The sequence below is a fragment of the Dechloromonas denitrificans genome, assembly GCF_020510685.1.
Lineage (GTDB): Bacteria > Pseudomonadota > Gammaproteobacteria > Burkholderiales > Rhodocyclaceae > Azonexus > Azonexus denitrificans_A.
Map to the genome: position 1 here is coordinate 1752533 of NZ_CP075185.1, position 18492 is coordinate 1771024.

The window sequence follows — 18492 nt, forward strand, 5'->3', positions numbered from 1 at the left end:
GTACAACTACATTGCTGGCAAATATAATTGATGCCTTTCGTCCACGCAAGCCAATTGCCAGGCCCCGTCATGCCAGCTCATCCCGATTCGTCGTCGCTGTTAGCGATGGAGGTGTTGCAACAGTTCCGGCTGATCTACGGTTCGCTGCGCCAGTATTTCCGTCTGGTCGAGGAACGTTGCGGTCTGCCCGGCTCGCAGATGTGGGTCTTGCAGGAGGTTCGGCGCCGGCCGGAGATCGGCATCGGCGATCTGGCGGTGCGGATCGGCGTGCATCAATCGACCTGCAGCCTGTTGGTGGACAAACTGGTGGCCCAGGGCTGTCTGACCAAGAAACGGCACAGTGCCGATCAGCGCCGGGTCGGGCTTTGTCTGGCGCCGAACGGCCTGACGGCACTGGCCGCCTTGCCGGGGCCGGCCGAAGGCATCCTGCCGCAGGCGCTTGCCGAGCTGCCGGAGGTGGCCCTGAAAACATTGCATATCAATCTTGATGCCTTGATACAACAACTACCCGGCAAGGATGCGTCTTATGCCGGGACGCCGCTCGCCGACCAGGTCGGCAGCGTCGATGGAGAGAACAGCTGATGGCCGGTTTGCTACGTATGATATTTCTCGCCGCTTTGCTGGCCGGTTGCGCCAGCGAGGCACCGCTCGAGCTGCAGCCATCGCCGTCCTTGGCGCCGCCGCGCGCCAAAGCCACGGCGACGCGGCGTGCCGTGCCGAAGCCAGAAACGCCGCTCGAGGCGGAAAACAATATATTTTTCCCAGCCAGCGCGGTACAGGTCGATGCGGATGGCCGGCGGAAACTGCAACGCCATGCGCAACGCCTGAAGGCCGATCCGAAGCTGGAACTGATGCTGGTCGGTTATACCGACGACCAGGGCAGCCGCTCCTACCAGCTGGCGGTGGCCGAGCAGCGGCTGGAGGCGGTGTTCAAACTATTGCGCGGGATGGGCGTGCCGGGACGGCAACTGCGTCGCTATCCGGTCGGGCGGGAAATGAGCATCCCGGGGTGTAGCGATGCCGCGTGTCGCGACAGCATGCGCCGGGTCGAGCTGATCTATCAGGATTAACCGCTCAGTGCTGCTCGACTGCGACCAGCGCGAAGGGCAGGGTGAAGCTGAAGCGGCTGCCGACGCCGACCGTACTGGTGATTTGCAGTTCGCCGCCGAGCAGTTCGATCAGCTTGCGGGCGATCGGCAGGCCGACACCAATGCCGCCATGGCGCCGGACGCTTGAGCCGTCGGCCTGGACCAGCAGGCCGCTGAGCAGTTTGAGCTTTTCCGGCGTGATGCCGGGGCCGGTATCGTCGATGCAGAATTCCACCTTGATGGCTGTCGCCGCATGCTCATGAATGCGGGCCGAAACGCTGACCCGGCCGCGCTCGGTAAACTTGATGGCGTTGCCGATCAGGTGGGTGAAAATCTGGCGCAGCCGTTCGACGTCGCCGACCAAAACACCGGGTAGGGCCGGATCGATTTCTTTAATCAGGGCCAGCCCCCGGGCTTCTGCCGCGGCGCGATGGCTGACCAGCAGCGTATCAATCAGCGTTTGACCGGCTGGAAAAGGCGACGGCATCGGTCTGGCATGGCCCGCCTCGAGCGCCGACAGTTCGATCAGGTGGCTGATTATGCGCATCAGGTCATCGGCCGAATGGCGCAGCGGGACGAGCAATTCGTGTTGCTCGGGAGTCAGGTTTTCATGACTGAGCAATTCGCCGAGGCCGACCACGCCGTTCAGCGGGGTGCGCAGTTCGTGACTGATATTGGCCAGGAACTCGGTCTTGGCGCGGTTCGATTGCTCGGCAATTTCCCGCGCATGTTCGAGATTGGCGACCAGGCCGTCCTTTTCATGTTCAAGGCGCAGGCTGTCCTGGAGCGTGTCGTGGAAATAGTCGGCGCTGCGCGTCAGCATCACCATGTAGATCACCGCCATGGAGCTGAAAGCGATGTGCAACGGATCGGAATCGATGGTGCCGATCAGCACGGCGAGGCCGACCGGCCAGGCATAGGCGCGGAAGATCCGCTGGTCGGCGGCGAGTATCGGCACCGCGCCAGCCACCATGCCGGCCATCACCAACGCGGTGAATAGCTGCAGCGTGGTATCGCCAAATCGCATCAGCAGGATCGCCCCTGCTGCCCAGACCAGGCCGCTCGCTGCCGCGCCGACCAGGGCTTGGCGACGCCAGAAGGTGGACTGCGCGTGTTGTTGATCGGTCGTCCGCCGGGAAAAGCGGATGGCCAGGCTGATCCGCCAGGCCGCCGCCAGCATGGCCAGCAGCCACCAGGTGCCGAGCACCATCCGGGGCAGCTGCGAGGCGGCCACCCAGCTCAGCAGGCTGGCATTGAGCAGCGCGACGACCTGCCCGGGGCGCAGGTTGCGGTAAAGCAGCTCGACCTGGCGGCCGAGGATCGACGGATCGGTCGTTGCGCTCAATGCAGCGCCTTGCTCGCCGTGGCCTCGAACAACGCGGCGACATCGGCGGCCGAAAAGTGGTAATCGCGGTTGCAGATGTCGTCGCGAATCAGGATTTCGCCGTGCTCGGCGAGAATCGTTTCGGCATCCTGCCGGCCAATGGCGCGAATCATGTCGCCCACCTTCTCCCGGTCTTCCGGGCAGTGGTAAGTGACCGGCAGGGCGTCGTAGAGGCGCAGGCCGTGCGTCGCCATGTCCTCATGGAACAGCCGGGTGAGCAGGGTTTCGACATCGAGTTCGAGCAGTTCGGCCGGTTTGACCGTGCTCGCCAGCTGGCTGATGCGCGCCCAGCCGTCGGCGTCGTGCTGGTCGGCTTGCGGCATTTTCTGCAGGAACAGGCAGGCCGCGGCTTGTCGGCCGGCCGTGGCAAACAGGCGCGACGGCTGCTGCTCCGACTGCTCGAGGTAGTGCTCGAAAATGGCGGCAATGCTGTCGCCGACCATCGGGACAAAGCTCTGATAGGGCTGGCGGGCATCGGGCATGTCGAGGCTCATCATCAACTGCCCACCCTGATCGGCGCCAAGCAGTGTCGGCACCGGCGCCGGTAGCACCACCGGGTTGCTGCGTGCCATGCCGCGCATTTGCAGTTGTTCGTTGCAATCCATCACCAGCAGCTGAATCGGCCCGTTGCCGCGCAACTGCAGCGTCAGGCGCCCGGGCTGCTTGAGCTGGCCGGCGATCAAGGCGGTGATGGCGGCCGTCTCGCCGAGCAATTGGGCGACGGTCGGCTGATAGTTGCGGTCGAATTGCATTTGTTGCCAGGCATCGCCGAGGTGCACGATCGCGCCGCGGATGTCCAGGCCGTCGAACAGGAAGCGGCGGACGAAGCTGTCGCTCATTTCAATTGTTCCGTGTAGGTTTCCGGGCTGAAGCCAACCAGCAGCGTCTTGCCGGTATCGAGCACCGGGCGCTTGATCAGGCTCGGGTATTGCGCCATCAACTGCAGCGCCTTGGCTTCGTTGACGTCGGCGCGCTCGGCCTCGCTGAGTTTCTTCCACATCAGGCCGCGAGTGTTCAGCAGTTTCTGCCAGCCGGCCCGCTGATTCCAGTCGGGTAGCCTGGCTTCGGCAATGCCGGCCTTCTTGTAATCGATGAATTCGTAGGCGACGTCGTTCGCTTCCAGCCAGGCGAAGGCTTTCTTCATGGTGTCGCAATTCTTGATGCCAAATATTTTGATCATTGCCGCGGGTGCTTATTGGGAAAAATGAATGATAACAGCGCCCGGGGCTTCGGCGGACCGGGCCGGAGGATCAACTCAGGGGGAAGTCTGTCCCGGCATCTTGCCCCGTTCGCCGGCCACGTCGCCGGTTCGCCGCCGGTGGTTTTAGCGTATCGGCAAACGATAACCGCCTGACGGGCAGGCGGTTATCTGGGGGTCAGCGTTTCAGCTTGGCGAAGGCCGAGGCCATTGCGTTGCCGGCTGGCGCCGGTGCGCCGCTGCTGCGCGGCGCGGCGCGGCCCGGGTTGTGGTTGCCGCGCGCCGCCGGTGGGCTGTCGTGGCGGCTGCTGCCTTTGCCCGGTTCGTCGCCCATGCGCATGGTCAGCGCAATGCGCTGGCGTTGCAGATCGACTTCCAGGACCTTGACCTTGACGATCTGGCCGGCCTTGACGATGGTATGCGGGTCCTTGACGAAGGTGTTGGACAGAGCCGAGACGTGCACCAGACCGTCCTGATGGACGCCGATATCGACAAAGGCGCCAAAGGCGGCGACGTTGGTGACGACGCCTTCGAGGATCATGCCCGGGCGCAGGTCGCCGACCTTTTCGACGCCATCGGCGAAGGTCGCCGTCTTGAACTCGGGGCGCGGGTCGCGGCCGGGTTTTTCCAGTTCCTTGAAAATGTCCTGGACGGTCGGCAGGCCGAAGCGCTCGTCGGTGTATTTGCTCGGGTTCAAGCCCTTCAGCGCGCGGCTGTCGCCGAGGATTTCCTTGATCGGCTTGTTCAGGTCGACAATGATCTTCTCGATCACCGGATAGGCCTCGGGGTGTACCGAGGAGCTGTCGAGCGGGTTGTCGCCGTTCGGTACGCGCAGGAAACCGGCGGCCTGCTCGAACGTCTTGTCGCCGAGGCGCGGAACTTTCTTGAGGGCATCACGTGAGCGGAAAGCGCCATTGGCATCGCGGTAGCTGACGATATTCGTGGCCAGCCCGGCGTTGAGGCCGGAAATGCGGGTGAGCAGCGGAATCGAGGCAGTATTGACATCGACCCCGACGGCATTGACGCAGTCTTCGACCACCGCATCGAGGTTGCGCGCCAGCTTGGTTTGCGAGACGTCGTGCTGGTACTGGCCGACGCCGATCGACTTGGGATCGATCTTCACCAGTTCGGCCAGCGGGTCCTGCAGCCGGCGGGCAATCGAGACGGCGCCACGGATTGAGACGTCGAGGTCGGGGAATTCCTTGGCGGCGAATTCGGAAGCGGAATAGACCGAGGCGCCGGCTTCCGAGACGACGATCTTGGTCAGCCGGGCTTCCGGGTAACGCTTCATCACGTCCTGCACCAGCTTGTCGGTTTCCCGGCTGGCCGTGCCGTTGCCGATGGCGACCAGCGTCACTTGGTACTTCGCAGCCAGGCGGGCGATGGTGGCCAGCGAGCCATCCCAGTCGCAACGCGGTTCGTGCGGGTAGATGGTGGCGCTATCGAGAAACTTGCCGGTGGCGTCGACGATGGCCAGCTTGCAACCGGTGCGAATGCCCGGGTCGATGCCCATCGTGACGTGCTGGCCGGCCGGGGCGGCGAGCAGCAGGTCCTTCAGGTTGCGGCCGAAGACGCGGATCGCCTCTTCCTCGGCGCGTTCGCGCAGCTCGTTCATCAGTTCGAGTTCGAGGTGGGTATAGACCTTGACCTTCCAGGTCCACCGCACGGTGTCGGCCAGCCACTTGTCGGCCGGACGTTTCTGGTCCTTGATGCCGAAGCGGACGGCGATGCGCTGCTCGCAAGGGCCGGGGCCGGGTTTGATGTTCTCTTCGTCGAGTTCGGAATCGAGGACCAGCGAGACGTTCAGCATCCCTTCGTTGCGGCCGCGCAGCAGGGCGAGCGCACGGTGTGAAGGCATGGTGGCGATGGCTTCGGCAAAGTCGAACCAGTCGCGGAACTTGGCGCCTTCGGTTTCCTTGCCTTCGACGACGGTAGACCGGACGTGGCCGTGTTCATTCAGGTATTCGCGCAGCTGGCGCAGCAGTTCGGCGTCTTCGGCGAACTTTTCCATCAGAATCTGGCGGGCGCCGTCGAGTACCGCTTTGGCATCGGCAAAGCCGGCTTCGGCATTGAGGAATTTTTCCGCCTCGTCATCCGGCGTCAAGTTCGGGTCTTCGAGCAGGCTCAGGGCGAGCGGCTCGATGCCGGCTTCGCGGGCGATCTGCGCCTTGGTCCGGCGCTTCTGCTTGTACGGCAGGTAGAGATCCTCTAAACGCTGCTTCGTTTCGGCATCGTCGATCTCGGCCTTCAGTTCCGGCGTCAGCTTGCCTTGTTCCTCGATGCTGGCGAGCACCGCGCTGCGCCGTTCTTCGAGGTCGCGCAGGTAGGTCAGGCGTTCTTCCAGATTGCGCAGCTGGGTGTCGTCCAGTTCGCCGGTCACCTCCTTGCGGTAACGGGCGATGAAGGGCACGGTGGCGCCTTCGTCGAGCAGGGTGATGGCGGCGATGACCTGAGCCGGGCGGACGCCGAGTTCAAGGGCGATACGGTGTTCGATGGGAGCGAGCATGGATGCGGCAGTGCAACAAGGGGGGGTGAATGATGCTTAATTCATTGGAAAAATACAACTGCGTTCATGTGGTGTAGCATGTTCTGGCAACTAATCCAACGAAGAGGAGAATCCCATGAAAGTTGAAACTTATCTGTTTGGTGGCGTCGAAATTGACCCGGAAAAAGTTATCACCTTCCCGAATGGCCTGGTCGCCTTCGAGAAAAACAAGCGCTTTACGTTGGTTCATGAAGAAGGCAAGACACAACCGTCGAGTTTCACGCTGCAGTCGCTGGATGATCCGTTCCTGGCTTTCCAGATCGTCGATCCGACGACGCTCGGCTTCAACTACGATCTGCTGCTCAGCGATGCCGAAAATGCGCTGCTGCAATCGCCGGCCCCCGAAGACGTCGCCGTGATGCAGGTGCTGTTCAAGAGCGAAGGCGAAGGCAAGGCGGCGATCAGTCCGAATCTGCGCGCCCCGCTGGTGATCAACGTCAAAGCGCGGGTCGGTCTGCAAAAAGTGATGGAAAACATGCAGACGAACATCACCCTGTCGAACCTGTCGAGCGCGGTCTAAACGCTTCCGAATGTCACGAATGCGGGGCTGCGGCCCCGCTTTGTCGTTTACAGCGGCGACAGCGTGTCGCGATAACGCTCGGCGTTGTCGACGTAATGGGCCGCCGATTTCAGCAAATTGGCCGCGTCTTCATCGCTCAGTTCCCGCACCACCTTGCCCGGCGAGCCGACGATCAGCACGCGGTCGGGAAAAACCTTGCCTTCGGGAATCAGCGTGTTGGCCCCGACAATGCAGCCCTTGCCGATCACCGCCCGATTCAGAATGACCGAGCCGATGCCGATCAGGCTGCCGTCGCCGACGGTGCAGCCGTGCAGCATGACCAAATGGCCGACAGTGACGTTGTTGCCGATGTGCATCGGAACGCCTGCGTCGGTGTGCAGCACCGAGCCATCCTGGATATTGGTGTTCTCGCCGATGTGGATCGGGTCGTTGTCGCCGCGCAGCGTCGCATTCCACCAGATCGAGGCATTGGCGCCGAGCCGGACGTCGCCGATCAGCGTGGCATTGGGCGCGACCCAGGCGTTGTCGCCCAGCCGGGGGTATTTTTCACCGAGACGAAAGAGGGGCATGTTGTCTCCTTTTGGCAATCTGGACGTTGATTGTTTGGCGTTGCCGGAAATCGATTCTACGCCCGCTTACTGCTGAGTTTTTGCACGATCAGGCTGCCGATCATGTCGCCTTCGACATTGACCGCCGTGCGCACGGTATCGAGGATACGGTCGATGGGCAGCAGGATGGCGATGGCCTCGGTCGGCAAACCGACTGATTGCAGGACCAGCACCATGCTCAGCATGCCGACGCTAGGTATCCCCGGCGCGCCGATGGCGCCGAGCATGGCGACGAAGAAGATGATCAGCTGGCTGGCGATATCCAGTTCGATGCCGGCCAGACGGGCGACGAACAGCGCCGCCGCCGCTTCGTAGAGGGCGGTGCCGTCCATGTTCACGGTGGCGCCGAGCGGCACGACGAAATTGGCGATGTCCTTTTTGACGTGCAGATGCTGCTCGGTACAGCGCAGCGTGACCGGCAGCGTCGCCGAGCTGGAGCTGGTGGCAAAGGCCGTGATCAGGGCTTCGCGGGCGCCCTTGAAAAAGAACAGCGGCGACTTGCCGGTGACCAGCCAGAGTATCAGCGGCAGCACGACAATGCCGTGCAGAAGCGTGCTGCCGGTCACGACCAGGATGAAATGGCCGAGGCTTTGCAGCAGCGCAGCGTTCTGCGTGCTGACCAGTTGCAGCAGCAGGGCGGCGAGGCCGAGCGGGGCGAGGTGCATGATCCAGCCGACGATCATCAGGCAGAGCTCCTGCAATTCCTCGATCAACTGGCGCAAGTTGCGGTAACGCTCGCCGCCGATGACCAGCGCGATGCCGAGAAACAGGGCAATCATCACGATGGCCAGGATGTCGCCCTGGGCCAGCGCCTTGAACGGATTCTGGAACAGGCCGCGCATGAACTGGGCGATGTAGTCGGGCAATGGCATCTGCCGCGCCTGATAGTTTTTCGTCGCCTCGGCGAACATCTCGAGATGCAGTCCCTCGCCGGGCCGGAAAATATGCGCCGCCCCGAAGCCGATGACGATGGCTAGCGCCATGGTGATGAAGAAAAAGACCAGGGTGGTGATCCAGACGCGGTGCATCTGGTCGTGTGCCCGCAGGTTGGCAACGCCAATCACGATGGACGAAAAGACCAGCGGCACCAGCACCATGCGCAGCAGATCGAGAAAAAGATTGCCAACCAGTTTCGCGCCGTAAAGGGTATCCAGCACCAGCGCTGTCTGGCCTTGCGCGTGCAGCGCCAGTCCGGCGGCAATGCCGGCAGTACAGCCGATCAGGATCTGGGTGTTGAGCGAGATGCGTTTCATCGTGGGCAGGCTGTGATCGAAGTAATCGGCATTCTAGCGGCGTTGTCCCGCGCCGTTCGTGCTGGCATCATCGCCGCACTACATTTACCGGGGTTGAAGATGGACGATTTCGAAACCTTGACCGCCGCACTGCGGGAATTCCGCGATGCGCGCGATTGGCGGCAGTTCCATTCGCTGCGCAACCTGATTACCTCGCTCAACCTCGAAGCGGCCGAATTGCTCGAACTGACCCAGTGGAAAAGCGACGCCGAAGTCGAGGCGCTGCCGGGCGAGCCGCTGGCCGCCGAAGCCTTGCGCGACGAGTGCGCCGACATCCTGCTTTACCTGCTGCTGATCGCCGATACGGCGGGCATCGACCTGGCCGCCGCGGCACGTGCCAAGCTCGTCAAGAACGCCGCGAAATACCCGGTCGACAAGGCCCGCGGTTCGCGGGCCAAGTATTCCGAACTGGGCTAGGCGGGATGGCCCGGCTCATGCCGTGTCCGGCAACGCGTTCCAGGTCGCCGGCGATTCGCCATCCGGGCCGACCAGCCGGGGATGTAGCAGTTCGGCCAGCCAAGCCATGAACAGCCGGGTGCGGCGGGGCAGGTGGCGCCGGTTGGCGTAAAGGAGCGAGACCGGCATGGGGCGGGCGCGATACGTCGGCAGGACCTCGACCAGCCGGCCGGCGTCGATCAAGGGCCGCAAGGATGCCTCGGGCGCCTGGATCAGGCCCAGGCCGGCCAAGCAGGCGGCCTGGTAGGCCTCGGAATTGTTGACGGTCAAGGCGCCCGGCATCGCCAGGAAACGGGTTTGATTGCCATTTTTCGTATCGAGGTACTCGAAGCCCGGGCTTTTTGCCCCCAGCGTCGGGACATAATGTACCAGCCGATGCCCGGTCAGTTCGTCGAGGCTTTGCGGGGTTCCGAAGTGCGTAACGTAGGCCGGGCTGACGCAGTTGATCATCCGGTAATAGCCAAGGCCGCGGGCAATCAGGCTGGAGTCGCTGACCGTCCCGACGCGGACCACGCAGTCGAAAGCCTCGCGCACCGGATCGACCAGACGGTCGGTGCTGCTCAGCTCCACGGCCAGCTGGGGATGGGCCGCCATGAAGGCGGGCAATTGCGGCATCACCAGATCGCGCGCCATGATCAGCGGCATGTCGACGCGCAACCGGCCGGCCAGTTCGGCTGGGTTGGCGCGGAACATGCCCTGAACCTCTTCCATGTCGGCCAGCAGATCCGTGCACCGTTCGTAAAACGCCAGACCATCCTGAGTCATTTGCACCCGCCGCGTCGTCCGATGCAGCAAGCGCGTGCCGAGCAGGTTTTCCAGCCGTTGAACGGCGGTTGAAATGCTCGCTTTCGGCAAGCCCAGGCGCTGGGCCGCCTGGGTGAAACTGGCCAGCTCGGCCACCCGGACGTATATCTGCATTGCTTCGATCTGGTTCATGAAACTTGTACCAACTGTTCATTAATGGCGAACAGTCTAATCGGTTAGTGCTTGTTTATCTTCATTTCATCGTTCAATAGACTGCATTCATCCCGCTGCTATTCAACGCAGCTGGCAAACCCGCCAATCAATGAAGAACAGGAGCACAACATGCCGCGCAAAATCGCCATCGTTACCGGCGGCAGCCGGGGTCTCGGCCGCAATGCCGCCTTGAAGCTCGCCGCCCGGGGCGTCGATGTCATCCTGACCTATCGTACCGGTCGGGCTGAGGCGGAAGCGGTGGTCGGCGAAATCGAAAAGCTGGGTGCCCGGGCTGTGGCACTGCCGCTCGATGTCGGCCTCAGCCGGTCCTTTGCGGCCTTTGCCGCCGAGGTGCGCGAGGTCTTGCGGCGGGAATGGCAGCGCGAATGCTTCGATTACCTGCTCAACAATGCCGGTATCGGCATCCATGCCAGCTTCGCCGAAACCAGCGAGGAACAATTCGACCAACTGGTCAATATCCAGTTCAAGGGCGTCTTCTTTCTCACCCAGGCGCTGGTGCCCTTGATGGCCGACGGCGGGCGCATTCTCAACGTGTCGACCGGGCTGACCCGCTTCGCGCTACCGGGCTTTGCCGCCTATGCCGCGATGAAAGGCGCGATCGAAGTGCTGACCCGCTATCTCGCCAAGGAGCTCGGGCCGCGCGGCATTACCGTCAATGTTCTTGCTCCGGGGGCGATCGAGACCGATTTTGGCGGTGGCGCGGTGCGCGACAATGCGCAAATGAACGCTTTCATCGCTTCGCAGACAGCACTGGGGCGGGTCGGTTTGCCGGATGACATCGGCGATGTGGTCGCCTCGCTGCTTTCCGACGATAACCGCTGGGTCAATGCCCAGCGGATCGAAGCCTCGGGCGGCATGTTCCTGTAAGCACCGCGGCTGGCCAGGGTGGCGAGCCTTCAGCTCGACTCGCTTTCCACCGTGTATTTCGCGCCCTCGCCCTGGGCCAGCAGGGCGGTCAGCTTGGGCAGGGTTTCGTGCATTTTCTTTTCCAGCGTCCACGGCGGGTTGATGATGAACATGCCGCTGCCGTTCATGCCGTAGCCGTCTTTCGACGGCGCGCTGACTTCCAGCGAGACGTGCAGCCAGTTCTCGGCACCCAGGCCTTTCAGCTTGGCCGGCAACTTGCGCGATTCGAGCTTGGAGAGCATCGGGTACCACACCGCGTAAGTTCCGGTCGGGAAGCGTTTCAGGGCTTCCTGCAGGCCTTTGACGACATTGCTGTAATCGTCCCGGGTTTCGTAGGAAGGGTCGATCAGGACCAGCGCCCGGCGGGGCGGTGGCGGCAGGATGGCCTTCAGCCCGGCGAAACCGTCGCCCGCGGTGATCGCCACCTCGCGCCCGGCGGACTTGAAACATTCCTGCAGCAGCTTGACGTCGGTGCTGTGCAGTTCATAGAGCCGCAGCCGGTCGCTTTCCCGCATCAACTGGCTGGCCAGCCACGGCGAGCCCGGGTAGTAGCGCAGCTGGTCGTCCGGGTTGAGCATCTTGACGAACTCGAGATAGACCACGGCCGCTGGCGGCAGACCCTTCTGGCCCCACAGGCGGCCGACGCCATCCTTGTATTCGGCCAGCTTGGTGGCGTGGGCCGACTCCAGTGCGTAGCGCCCGGCACCCGCATGGGTGTCGATAATCCAGAACGGGGCGGGCTTTTCGCCCATGTATTCGGCGATCTGGATCAGGATGATGTGTTTCAGCACGTCGGCATGATTGCCGGCGTGAAAGGCATGGCGGTAGCTGAGCATTGAGCGGGAATTAATCCGGAAGCGGGTCGAGGGCTACGAATTCTAGCCCTTCGTTGGCTTCTATGCATTTCCCGATTTGTCGATGAAGAGTCCGGCCGGCAGTATTGAAGGTGACCCGTTGCCTGGCGACGAGCCGGCCGGGCGGTGCGATCAGGCCGGAAAACTTGCCATAGGCTGGCAGGCTGTGCAGGAAAATGGCGCGCAGGCTGGCCGCCTTTTCGCTCGGCAGTTCGACGATGCTGACCTGCGGCGAGAGCAGTTGCAGACCGAGTTCGAGCCGGGTATTGCTGGCGCTTACCCGGCGCACCAGGCAGACGTGAATCCGGCTCGATTCGCGCGGTTGCAGCGCGACGACGGCGCCGGCGCCGATCCGGCATTTTTCGCCATTGACGAAGCGGATAAGGAAGCCGTCCGGGCTTTCGTCGATCAGCGACCATTCGCTGGTCTTGAAGGTCTTGCCGTCATGGCGGCAATCGGCGTCCAGGGCGCGGCGCGAGAAGGCGTTGCCGTCGAGGAAGGCGATCACCTCGTCGAGTCCGCCGACCAGGTCGGCCCGCGGCTTGAACTTGCTGCGGCTGAAGCGGCGGGCATTGCGGCCGCCAACGGCAACGCGCAGGCTGTGCAAGAGCAGCGGGCTGATCTCGAGGTCGGGCTGGACTGCCTTGCCGGGCTGGCGGGCGAGATTGCGGTCAAGCGCCGCCAGCACCTGGGTGCAGTCAATGATCAGGCAGCCGCTCTCCGGCAGGTCGGAAGACAGTCGGCTCAGCGGCTGGCCCGGGCAGCCGGTGTCGGGGCAAACCAGGAAGCAGGACTCGGCGCGCCGGCTGTTGACGATTTCCGGCGATGCCTCGGCCACCACTGCGTAGGCTGCCAGTTGCCAGGTGCAGGCGTGAATCAGGTCGAGCTGCGGGCGGGGCAGCTTGGCCGGTTCGAGATAGGCGAAGAGCAGGGCGCCGAGATATTCATGCTCGATCGGTGCCGTTTCCCCGTTGAGCGGCTTGGCCAGCGGGTCGCAGGCCATCCGGTAGAGGGCGTGCAGCATCTGCCAGGAGGCGGCGGACGGCGCGGTATAGGCCCGGTAAGCCAGCAACTGCCGGCGGGAAAGCAGTGCCAGCGCCCGCTGAATCGCCCGGTGGAGCAGCTGGTTGAGACCCGCGCCGTGATGGTGTTCGAGGATATCGTGGGCAATGCCGGCGTAGGCCTGGGCCATGCCCTTGAGCAGGTTGTCGGCGTTGATCGCGGCGCTGGTTGCGGCCCTGGGCAGCGGCAGGACGGCTTGCCCGATTTCCTGCTCCAGGCTCGGCAAGGCGCGTTCGGCTTCCTGCCGCATTTCTTCCAGTTGGCTGAAGCGCAACTGCGGATCGGCCTGGCGGCTGATCGACGGCAAGACCGCGCTCCCCAGTTTTCTGACCAGCTCGAGTGGCGAGAGGCCGCTGGTCGTCAGCAATTGCGTCCGGAAATCCGCTGTCGCCTTGCTGTCGGCATGCGGTTGACTGAAGGGGAGCAAATCGCGGATCAGTTGCAGCGGGGAGTCCATCGACGGGGATAATGAAGTGACATTCGCATTATCCCGCATATTCATGCAAATTCTGCGGTGAAATCGCGCTCTTACGTATACTTGCGCCATGGATATCTACGAATTACTGGCTCTCGCCCTGCTGGCGGGCGGCATCTGGCTCTGGCTCGACACCCTCAAGGCGCGGGAAGTCGGCGTTCGTGCTGTGCAGCAGGCCTGCGCCGACGAGGGCTTGCAGTTCCTCGACGAAACGGTCGTCGGGCGTTCATTCAGCCTGGCCCGCGACGACGACGGTCAGCTCAAGCTGCGTCGCGTCTATGCCTTCGAATACAGCGATACCGGCAACGATCGCAGTGCCGGCAGCGTGACCTTGCTCGGCAGCCAGGTCGAGTTCCTGCATCTCCGCCCCCACCTCTACGTGGTGCCCAAGGCACCGGAAAAAAATGAAACCTTCCATTGAAGCAATTGAATTTCACGGCATCGAAGCCTTTCGTCTGAATGGCCCGCGCGGCTCAAGCGCGATCATCAGCAAGCTCGGCGCGCAGGTTCTGTCCTGGGTGACGCCGGATGGCCGGGAACATCTCTTCCTTTCCGACCAGGCCGTATTCGACGGCAGCGTCGCCATCCGTGGCGGCATCCCGGTCTGTTTTCCGCAGTTTTCCAATTTGGGCAATTTGCCCAAGCATGGCTTTGTCCGGACTCGCCCATGGTCGGTGAGCACCGAACGTTGCGGCGACGATTTCGCCCTGATCACGCTGGAAATCGCCGATGACGAAGCGACGCGCGCCCTCTGGCCGCATCCCTTCCAGGCGGAAATCACGCTGATGCTCGAAGCCGATCGCATCGACGTCGAGTTCTGCGTGACCAACACCGGTGGCGTGCCGTTCAGCTTCACCGGCGCATTGCATTCCTATCTGCGCCTGGTTCAGGTCGAGGATGCTGCGCTCGAGGGGCTTTCCGGCCATGCCTACCGCGACGCGGCGAATGGCGACCGGATGGTCTTCGACAGCGCGGCCGAACTGCTCGTCGAGGATGTCGTCGATCGCGTCTACCACGACGTCAACAAGCCGCAAATTCTACGCGCCGCGAATCTCAGCCTGGCCATCCAGGCGCAAGGCTTTCCCGACGTGGTGGTGTGGAATCCGTGGGTCGAACTGTGCGCCGGGATGAGCGACATGCCTGCCGACGGCTGGCGCCACATGCTCTGTGTCGAGGCGGCGATTGCCCAGCACCCGATCACGCTGCCGGCCGGCGAGGAATGGTACGGGCGGCAGACGCTGGTCGCTATCTGAGCGGTCGGCCAGTCGGCGGGCCGTAAATTGTCGTAAAGCCGACGTGCGCTTGTTTGCCAAGTCATTGATTGTCAAGCGGTTTGGTGTGGTCTTGCTCTTGCTTGCCAGCAGGTATGGAGAACGCACACCACATCCCGCCTGCCGCCGAGCCGAGGCTGGCCAGCATGCCGCCGATACCGGATGGCTTGCTGGCCGGTTTTGAAGCCCGCGAACTGGCCAAAGGCTGCCTGTTCTCGACGCCCTCGGGCGGGCGGGATCAGGTTTTCGTCGTCGGCAGCGGACGCTTGCGGGTCTATCTGGCCGGCGAGAGTCGCGAACTCAGCCTGAGCTATCTCGAACCGGGCGATATCTACACCACCCATACGCCGACCTATGTCGAGGCGGTTCTGCCGACGACGCTCTGGGTGATGCCAACCGCCGCCTTCGCCCGCCGCTTGGCGGTCGATCCCTCGGTCACGCCGGTCATGATGCGGGTGCTCGGCCGCCTGCTGGCGAATGCCGTCAACCTGATCGAGGATCTCGCCTTCCGCGAAGTGCCGGCGCGCCTCGCCCGCTTCCTGCTCGGCCTGGCCAATCGGCGTGGCCAGATCACCGATGACGGCTGGCTGATTCCGCTCGATCTCGGCATGGAGGATATCGCCAGCCTGCTCGGGACGACCCGGCAGACGGTGTCTTCGCTGATCAATCAATGGGAGCGCGAAGGCATCCTGGAGCGCCAGGGCCGGCGGGCGTTGCGCGTCCGTTCGCTGGCCGCGCTGGCCGTGCACTGTCCCGCTAGTGTCGGCCAGCCGACGGACATGGCCGGCGCCGGTCGCTAAAGTCCGGCCATGTTTCATTCAAGGATAGATCATGGAAGCGAATCGGACTTTACCAGCGGACTGCGGTTGCCAGCGGAAGACAGACCGTTACATCAGCTTTGACGGACTGGACTGCGACGGCAACGCCCGCCGGGTCATGGCCTGCATCGAACGCAACATGCAGGCGGCCGGCCAGGCCCAGCCGTTCTGGACTTATTTCATGACCAAGCGCCAGCCGCGGAGCGGGCCGGTGCCGGACGATCTGTTTCTCGTCCATTCCCATATCAACCAGATTCGCGAGTTTTTCGAGGAGTGCGCTGACGAAGCCGCGCTGGCTTTGCTGACGCAGGTCGAAGAGGAGTGCTGCTGAACTTTCCGGCCGGCTGACTGGCCTGGCTGCCGGGCAATCAGGCGTGGCTCGGTTGCCAGTTGCTGGCGACGCGGTTGCGCCCGGTCTGCTTGGCCCGGTACAGCCAGGCGTCGGCATCGTGGATCAGTTTGTCGAGCGATTCGTGATCGCCGAGTTGGGCGATGCCGAAGCTGGCCGACAGCCTGAATCCTTGACCGGCTGAGCCGAATTTCAAGCATTCGATTTCGCCGCGCAGCCGCTCGGCCAGCTGGCAAGCCTGGGCAGCATCGGTTTCCGGCAGCAGCAGAACGAATTCCTCGCCTCCCCAGCGAGCGGCGATGTCGCCGCTGCGGCAGGCGGCGGCGAGCAGCCGGGAGATTTCGGCGAGCACCTTGTCGCCCATCGCATGACCATAGCCGTCGTTGATTTCCTTGAAATGGTCGATGTCGGCCATCAGCACCGACAAGTGGCGGTTGCTGCGCAAGGCCGTACTCCAGACCGGCCCGGCATGCTCGAAGAAAGCGCGGCGGTTGAGCAGGCCGGTCAGCGGGTCGGTGCTGGCCAATTGCTCGGCTTGCTGGCGGGCCTGCTGGTGCTGGCGCATCCGGTAGGCGAGGGCAAGGGCGAGCAGAATGCCTTCGATGACGACCCCCCAGCCGGCGGCATGGAAGGAGATCGAGGTATAGGGCAGGCCGTGCCAGACCGCCAGGGCGGTGACCGAGGTGCCGAGCATCGTGGTCAGCGCCGCGGCAAGAAAGTAGCGGCCGGCAATCCGTCCATGTCGGATGGTGATGATCCCGAGCCAGACCATGACCACCGAAAACAGCAAAACGAACAGAAAGGCGACGAGCACGGTGTCCTGCTGGCGTTGCATGGCGACCGTCGAGAAAATCAGGATCAGCCCGAGCGTGACCTGCCAATGCACCAGCCGACGAGCGACCGGGGCGTGCTGGCGCAGATTCAGGAAGCCGCTGGCGAAGCGCAGGCCGAAACAACTGAAGATCACCATCAGCAGCGGGATGGCGTATTGCTGGAAGGCGGTTTGCTGGGGCCATAGCCAGACGTAGGCATGGCCGGTGTAACCCAGGTGGAGCAGTACGAAGGAGCCGAGATAAAGCGTGTAGTCGAGATAGCTGCGTTCGCGCAGACCGATGAAGAGCATCGCGTTGTAGGCGATCAGGGCGAGCAGGAAGCCGTAAAGCACGCCGTAGCCGTAGTCGTACTGGAGCTGCAAGGCTTCTGCCTGGGCCGTATCGAGCAGCCGGACGGGGACGACCAGCGGATCGGGCGTCGCTACCCGGAGAAAAATATCGCTGCGCCCGGGCGGCAAGGTGAGATCGAAAACATAGCCGAGTCCGGCGAGCGGCGAGCGGTGCGCGGTGTTGGCATCGCCGGCGATCGATTGGGCTACCAGCTGGTTGCCGTGCACCTGATAGAGCTCGATCCGGTCGAGCCAGGAAATCTCGATCTCCAGCCGGCGCTTGGCCGGGAGTGCTTGATTGTTGCCGACGGCAAGATGCAGCCAGACCGGCTTGGCGGCAATGCCGAACTTGGCGACGTCGCTGTCGCCCGGCTGAAAGGCGCCCTGGCGTTGTTGCTGAAGGGCCTCCTTGATGCTCAACGGCGGGCCGCTTTCGATCAGGATGTTCATCCAGCGCCCGAGCGGTTCGGTCGGCAAGGTCTCGAGCGGATGAACCTGGGCCTGGGCACCGTGCATCAGCAGCAGCCAGAACAGCGCCAGCCAGCCGGCCCAGGACAGAACTGGCCGGTCTTGAGGTTGGCGTTGCGGCGAAGTTTGAACGATGGCGTCCGACATGCTGTGCAGGATAACGTCCTAATCCGCGGTACGACACCATTTTTTGCCGCCCGGCCGGCGCCGTTTTGATCTGCGTTAGGGCGCGGCCGGCGGCCTAACGCTAGTCTGGGCCGATTCGACTCGAACGACTGTTGCCATGGCGCTGCATCCCCAACCGCTCACTCTTTACAGCCTGCGTCACGCCCTTGCCGTCGGCTGGCGGATGACCATGGCGACGCGGGCCGTCGCTGTCACCTTTTCGCTGGTGTTTGTGCTGGCCGGGGCGGTGATCATCGGTGGTCTGCTGGCCCAGGGCTTGCTGCCCTTCGTGATCGTTGCCGCAGGGGCCTTCATGCTGCTCGGGCCGGTCATCCTGGCTGGATTCTTCGGCGTTGCCCAAGCTTTCGAAGGCGATGGCCAAGTGCGGCCGGCGGCCGTGCTCGCCGGATTCAGCACGGCACCGGCCGCGCTCTGGGTGCTGGCCCTGGTCTGCGGCCTGTTGTTCATGATCTTCGTCACCGATGCGACCATTCTTTATGCCTATATGCTCGGCCAGGCCCCAGTATGGCTGACTGACCTCGTGCCGTTCGCCGATAACCTGTTGCGGTTCGTCAAATGGGCGGCGGTGTCGGGTTTCGTCGTGGCGTTGATGCTGTTCTGCGTTTCGGCATTCTCGGTGCCCTTACTCTGCGAGCGTCGGGCCGGTCTGGTCGAGGCGGTGGCGCTCAGCGTGCGGATCGTTTTCGCCAATTTTCCGCTCGCCATGTTGTGGGCCGCTGTGCTGGCCTGCGTCATCATCGGCAGCATCCTGCTGCTGCCGGTGCTGTCCTTGACCCTGCCGTGGCTGGCCTTTGCCAGCCGGGCGCTCTACCGCCAGGTGTTGCCGGGCGCCTGAGATCTACGGTTGCTTCGCGGGCCGGGCGCCGTCAGCC

At 63.3% G+C, this 18492-nt stretch carries 20 protein-coding genes; 10 read left to right on the plus strand and 10 right to left on the minus strand.

Annotation, left to right across the window (positions count from 1 at the left end; all coding sequences use genetic code 11):
* Positions 1 to 69 precede the first annotated feature (69 nt).
* Both KI611_RS08480 and KI611_RS08485 read left to right on the plus strand, forming a co-directional pair.
* Entirely contained in the window at positions 70 to 582 is a 513-nt protein-coding gene (locus KI611_RS08480; RefSeq protein WP_226419386.1) for a MarR family winged helix-turn-helix transcriptional regulator, read from the plus strand.
* A complete protein-coding gene (locus KI611_RS08485; RefSeq protein ID WP_226419387.1) occupies positions 582 to 1070 on the plus strand; it encodes an OmpA family protein in 489 nt (162 codons plus the stop codon). Before KI611_RS08480 ends, KI611_RS08485 begins: the two co-directional genes overlap by 1 nt.
* A gap of 4 nt (positions 1071 to 1074) precedes the next feature.
* Here the strand turns inward: KI611_RS08485 and KI611_RS08490 are convergent, their stop codons facing one another.
* The 4 genes from KI611_RS08490 to KI611_RS08505 all read right to left on the minus strand — a co-directional run bounded on the left by KI611_RS08490 (position 1075) and on the right by KI611_RS08505 (position 6176).
* Positions 1075 to 2433, minus strand: a complete 1359-nt coding sequence (locus KI611_RS08490) for a sensor histidine kinase (protein ID WP_226419388.1) — start codon at positions 2431 to 2433, stop codon at positions 1075 to 1077.
* Complete coding sequence (locus tag KI611_RS08495; protein WP_226419389.1) at positions 2430 to 3311, minus strand: Hsp33 family molecular chaperone HslO; 882 nt, start codon at positions 3309 to 3311, stop codon at positions 2430 to 2432. The genes KI611_RS08490 and KI611_RS08495 overlap by 4 nt, the downstream gene beginning before the upstream one ends.
* Positions 3308 to 3652, minus strand: a complete 345-nt coding sequence (locus tag KI611_RS08500) for an ArsC family reductase (RefSeq protein WP_226419390.1) — start codon at positions 3650 to 3652, stop codon at positions 3308 to 3310. Before KI611_RS08500 ends, KI611_RS08495 begins: the two co-directional genes overlap by 4 nt.
* A gap of 196 nt (positions 3653 to 3848) precedes the next feature.
* The gene (locus KI611_RS08505) at positions 3849 to 6176 is read right to left on the minus strand and encodes a Tex family protein (RefSeq protein WP_226419391.1); all 2328 of its coding nucleotides are present in this window, start codon (positions 6174 to 6176) and stop codon (positions 3849 to 3851) included.
* A gap of 115 nt (positions 6177 to 6291) precedes the next feature.
* Here KI611_RS08505 and fliW point away from each other — a divergent pair, with 115 nt between their 5' ends.
* Complete coding sequence (gene fliW, locus KI611_RS08510) at positions 6292 to 6735, plus strand: flagellar assembly protein FliW (RefSeq protein ID WP_226419392.1); 444 nt, start codon at positions 6292 to 6294, stop codon at positions 6733 to 6735.
* A 47-nt stretch (positions 6736 to 6782) separates the two neighbouring features.
* Here fliW and KI611_RS08515 read toward each other — a convergent pair whose 3' ends face one another.
* Positions 6783 to 7304 (minus strand): gamma carbonic anhydrase family protein, encoded by a 522-nt coding sequence (locus KI611_RS08515; RefSeq protein WP_226419393.1) that lies wholly within the window; start codon positions 7302 to 7304, stop codon positions 6783 to 6785.
* Between the two features lie 56 nt (positions 7305 to 7360).
* Positions 7361 to 8596 (minus strand): dicarboxylate/amino acid:cation symporter, encoded by a 1236-nt coding sequence (locus tag KI611_RS08520; protein WP_226419394.1) that lies wholly within the window; start codon positions 8594 to 8596, stop codon positions 7361 to 7363.
* A 99-nt stretch (positions 8597 to 8695) separates the two neighbouring features.
* Between KI611_RS08520 and KI611_RS08525 the strand changes: the two genes are divergently transcribed.
* Positions 8696 to 9052 carry a nucleotide pyrophosphohydrolase gene (locus KI611_RS08525; protein ID WP_226419395.1) on the plus strand — a complete coding sequence of 119 codons (357 nt, stop codon included), beginning with the start codon at positions 8696 to 8698 and terminating at the stop codon, positions 9050 to 9052.
* A gap of 15 nt (positions 9053 to 9067) precedes the next feature.
* On the opposite strand, the gene KI611_RS08530 is transcribed toward KI611_RS08525, so the two are convergent.
* Complete coding sequence (locus tag KI611_RS08530) at positions 9068 to 10027, minus strand: LysR family transcriptional regulator (RefSeq protein WP_226419396.1); 960 nt, start codon at positions 10025 to 10027, stop codon at positions 9068 to 9070.
* A 150-nt stretch (positions 10028 to 10177) separates the two neighbouring features.
* Here KI611_RS08530 and KI611_RS08535 point away from each other — a divergent pair, with 150 nt between their 5' ends.
* Entirely contained in the window at positions 10178 to 10936 is a 759-nt protein-coding gene (locus KI611_RS08535; protein WP_226419397.1) for an SDR family NAD(P)-dependent oxidoreductase, read from the plus strand.
* Between the two features lie 29 nt (positions 10937 to 10965).
* Here KI611_RS08535 and KI611_RS08540 read toward each other — a convergent pair whose 3' ends face one another.
* Together KI611_RS08540 and KI611_RS08545 are read right to left on the minus strand one after the other, a co-directional pair.
* Positions 10966 to 11811, minus strand: coding sequence for a 23S rRNA (adenine(2030)-N(6))-methyltransferase RlmJ (locus tag KI611_RS08540; RefSeq protein ID WP_226419398.1), 846 nt, complete (start codon positions 11809 to 11811; stop codon positions 10966 to 10968).
* A gap of 10 nt (positions 11812 to 11821) precedes the next feature.
* Entirely contained in the window at positions 11822 to 13393 is a 1572-nt protein-coding gene (locus KI611_RS08545) for a hypothetical protein (protein WP_226419399.1), read from the minus strand.
* Positions 13394 to 13436: 43 nt separating this feature from the next.
* Between KI611_RS08545 and KI611_RS08550 the strand changes: the two genes are divergently transcribed.
* The 4 genes from KI611_RS08550 (at position 13437) to cowN (ending at position 15786) form a co-directional block, all read left to right on the plus strand.
* Positions 13437 to 13787: a DUF3301 domain-containing protein gene (locus tag KI611_RS08550; protein WP_226419400.1), complete on the plus strand. Its 351-nt coding sequence runs from the start codon at positions 13437 to 13439 to the stop codon at positions 13785 to 13787.
* Complete coding sequence (locus KI611_RS08555; protein WP_226419401.1) at positions 13771 to 14619, plus strand: D-hexose-6-phosphate mutarotase; 849 nt, start codon at positions 13771 to 13773, stop codon at positions 14617 to 14619. The genes KI611_RS08550 and KI611_RS08555 overlap by 17 nt, the downstream gene beginning before the upstream one ends.
* A 164-nt stretch (positions 14620 to 14783) precedes the next feature.
* Entirely contained in the window at positions 14784 to 15437 is a 654-nt protein-coding gene (locus KI611_RS08560; protein WP_226419402.1) for a Crp/Fnr family transcriptional regulator, read from the plus strand.
* Positions 15438 to 15468: 31 nt separating this feature from the next.
* Positions 15469 to 15786, plus strand: a complete 318-nt coding sequence (gene cowN / locus KI611_RS08565) for a N(2)-fixation sustaining protein CowN (RefSeq protein WP_226419403.1) — start codon at positions 15469 to 15471, stop codon at positions 15784 to 15786.
* 37 nt (positions 15787 to 15823) lie between these two features.
* Here the strand turns inward: cowN and KI611_RS08570 are convergent, their stop codons facing one another.
* Positions 15824 to 17581: a diguanylate cyclase gene (locus KI611_RS08570; protein WP_226419404.1), complete on the minus strand. Its 1758-nt coding sequence runs from the start codon at positions 17579 to 17581 to the stop codon at positions 15824 to 15826.
* A 136-nt stretch (positions 17582 to 17717) separates the two neighbouring features.
* On the opposite strand from KI611_RS08570, the gene KI611_RS08575 reads away from it, so the two are divergent.
* Positions 17718 to 18455, plus strand: a complete 738-nt coding sequence (locus KI611_RS08575; protein ID WP_226419405.1) for a DUF2189 domain-containing protein — start codon at positions 17718 to 17720, stop codon at positions 18453 to 18455.
* The last annotated feature ends 37 nt before the right edge of the window (positions 18456 to 18492 follow it).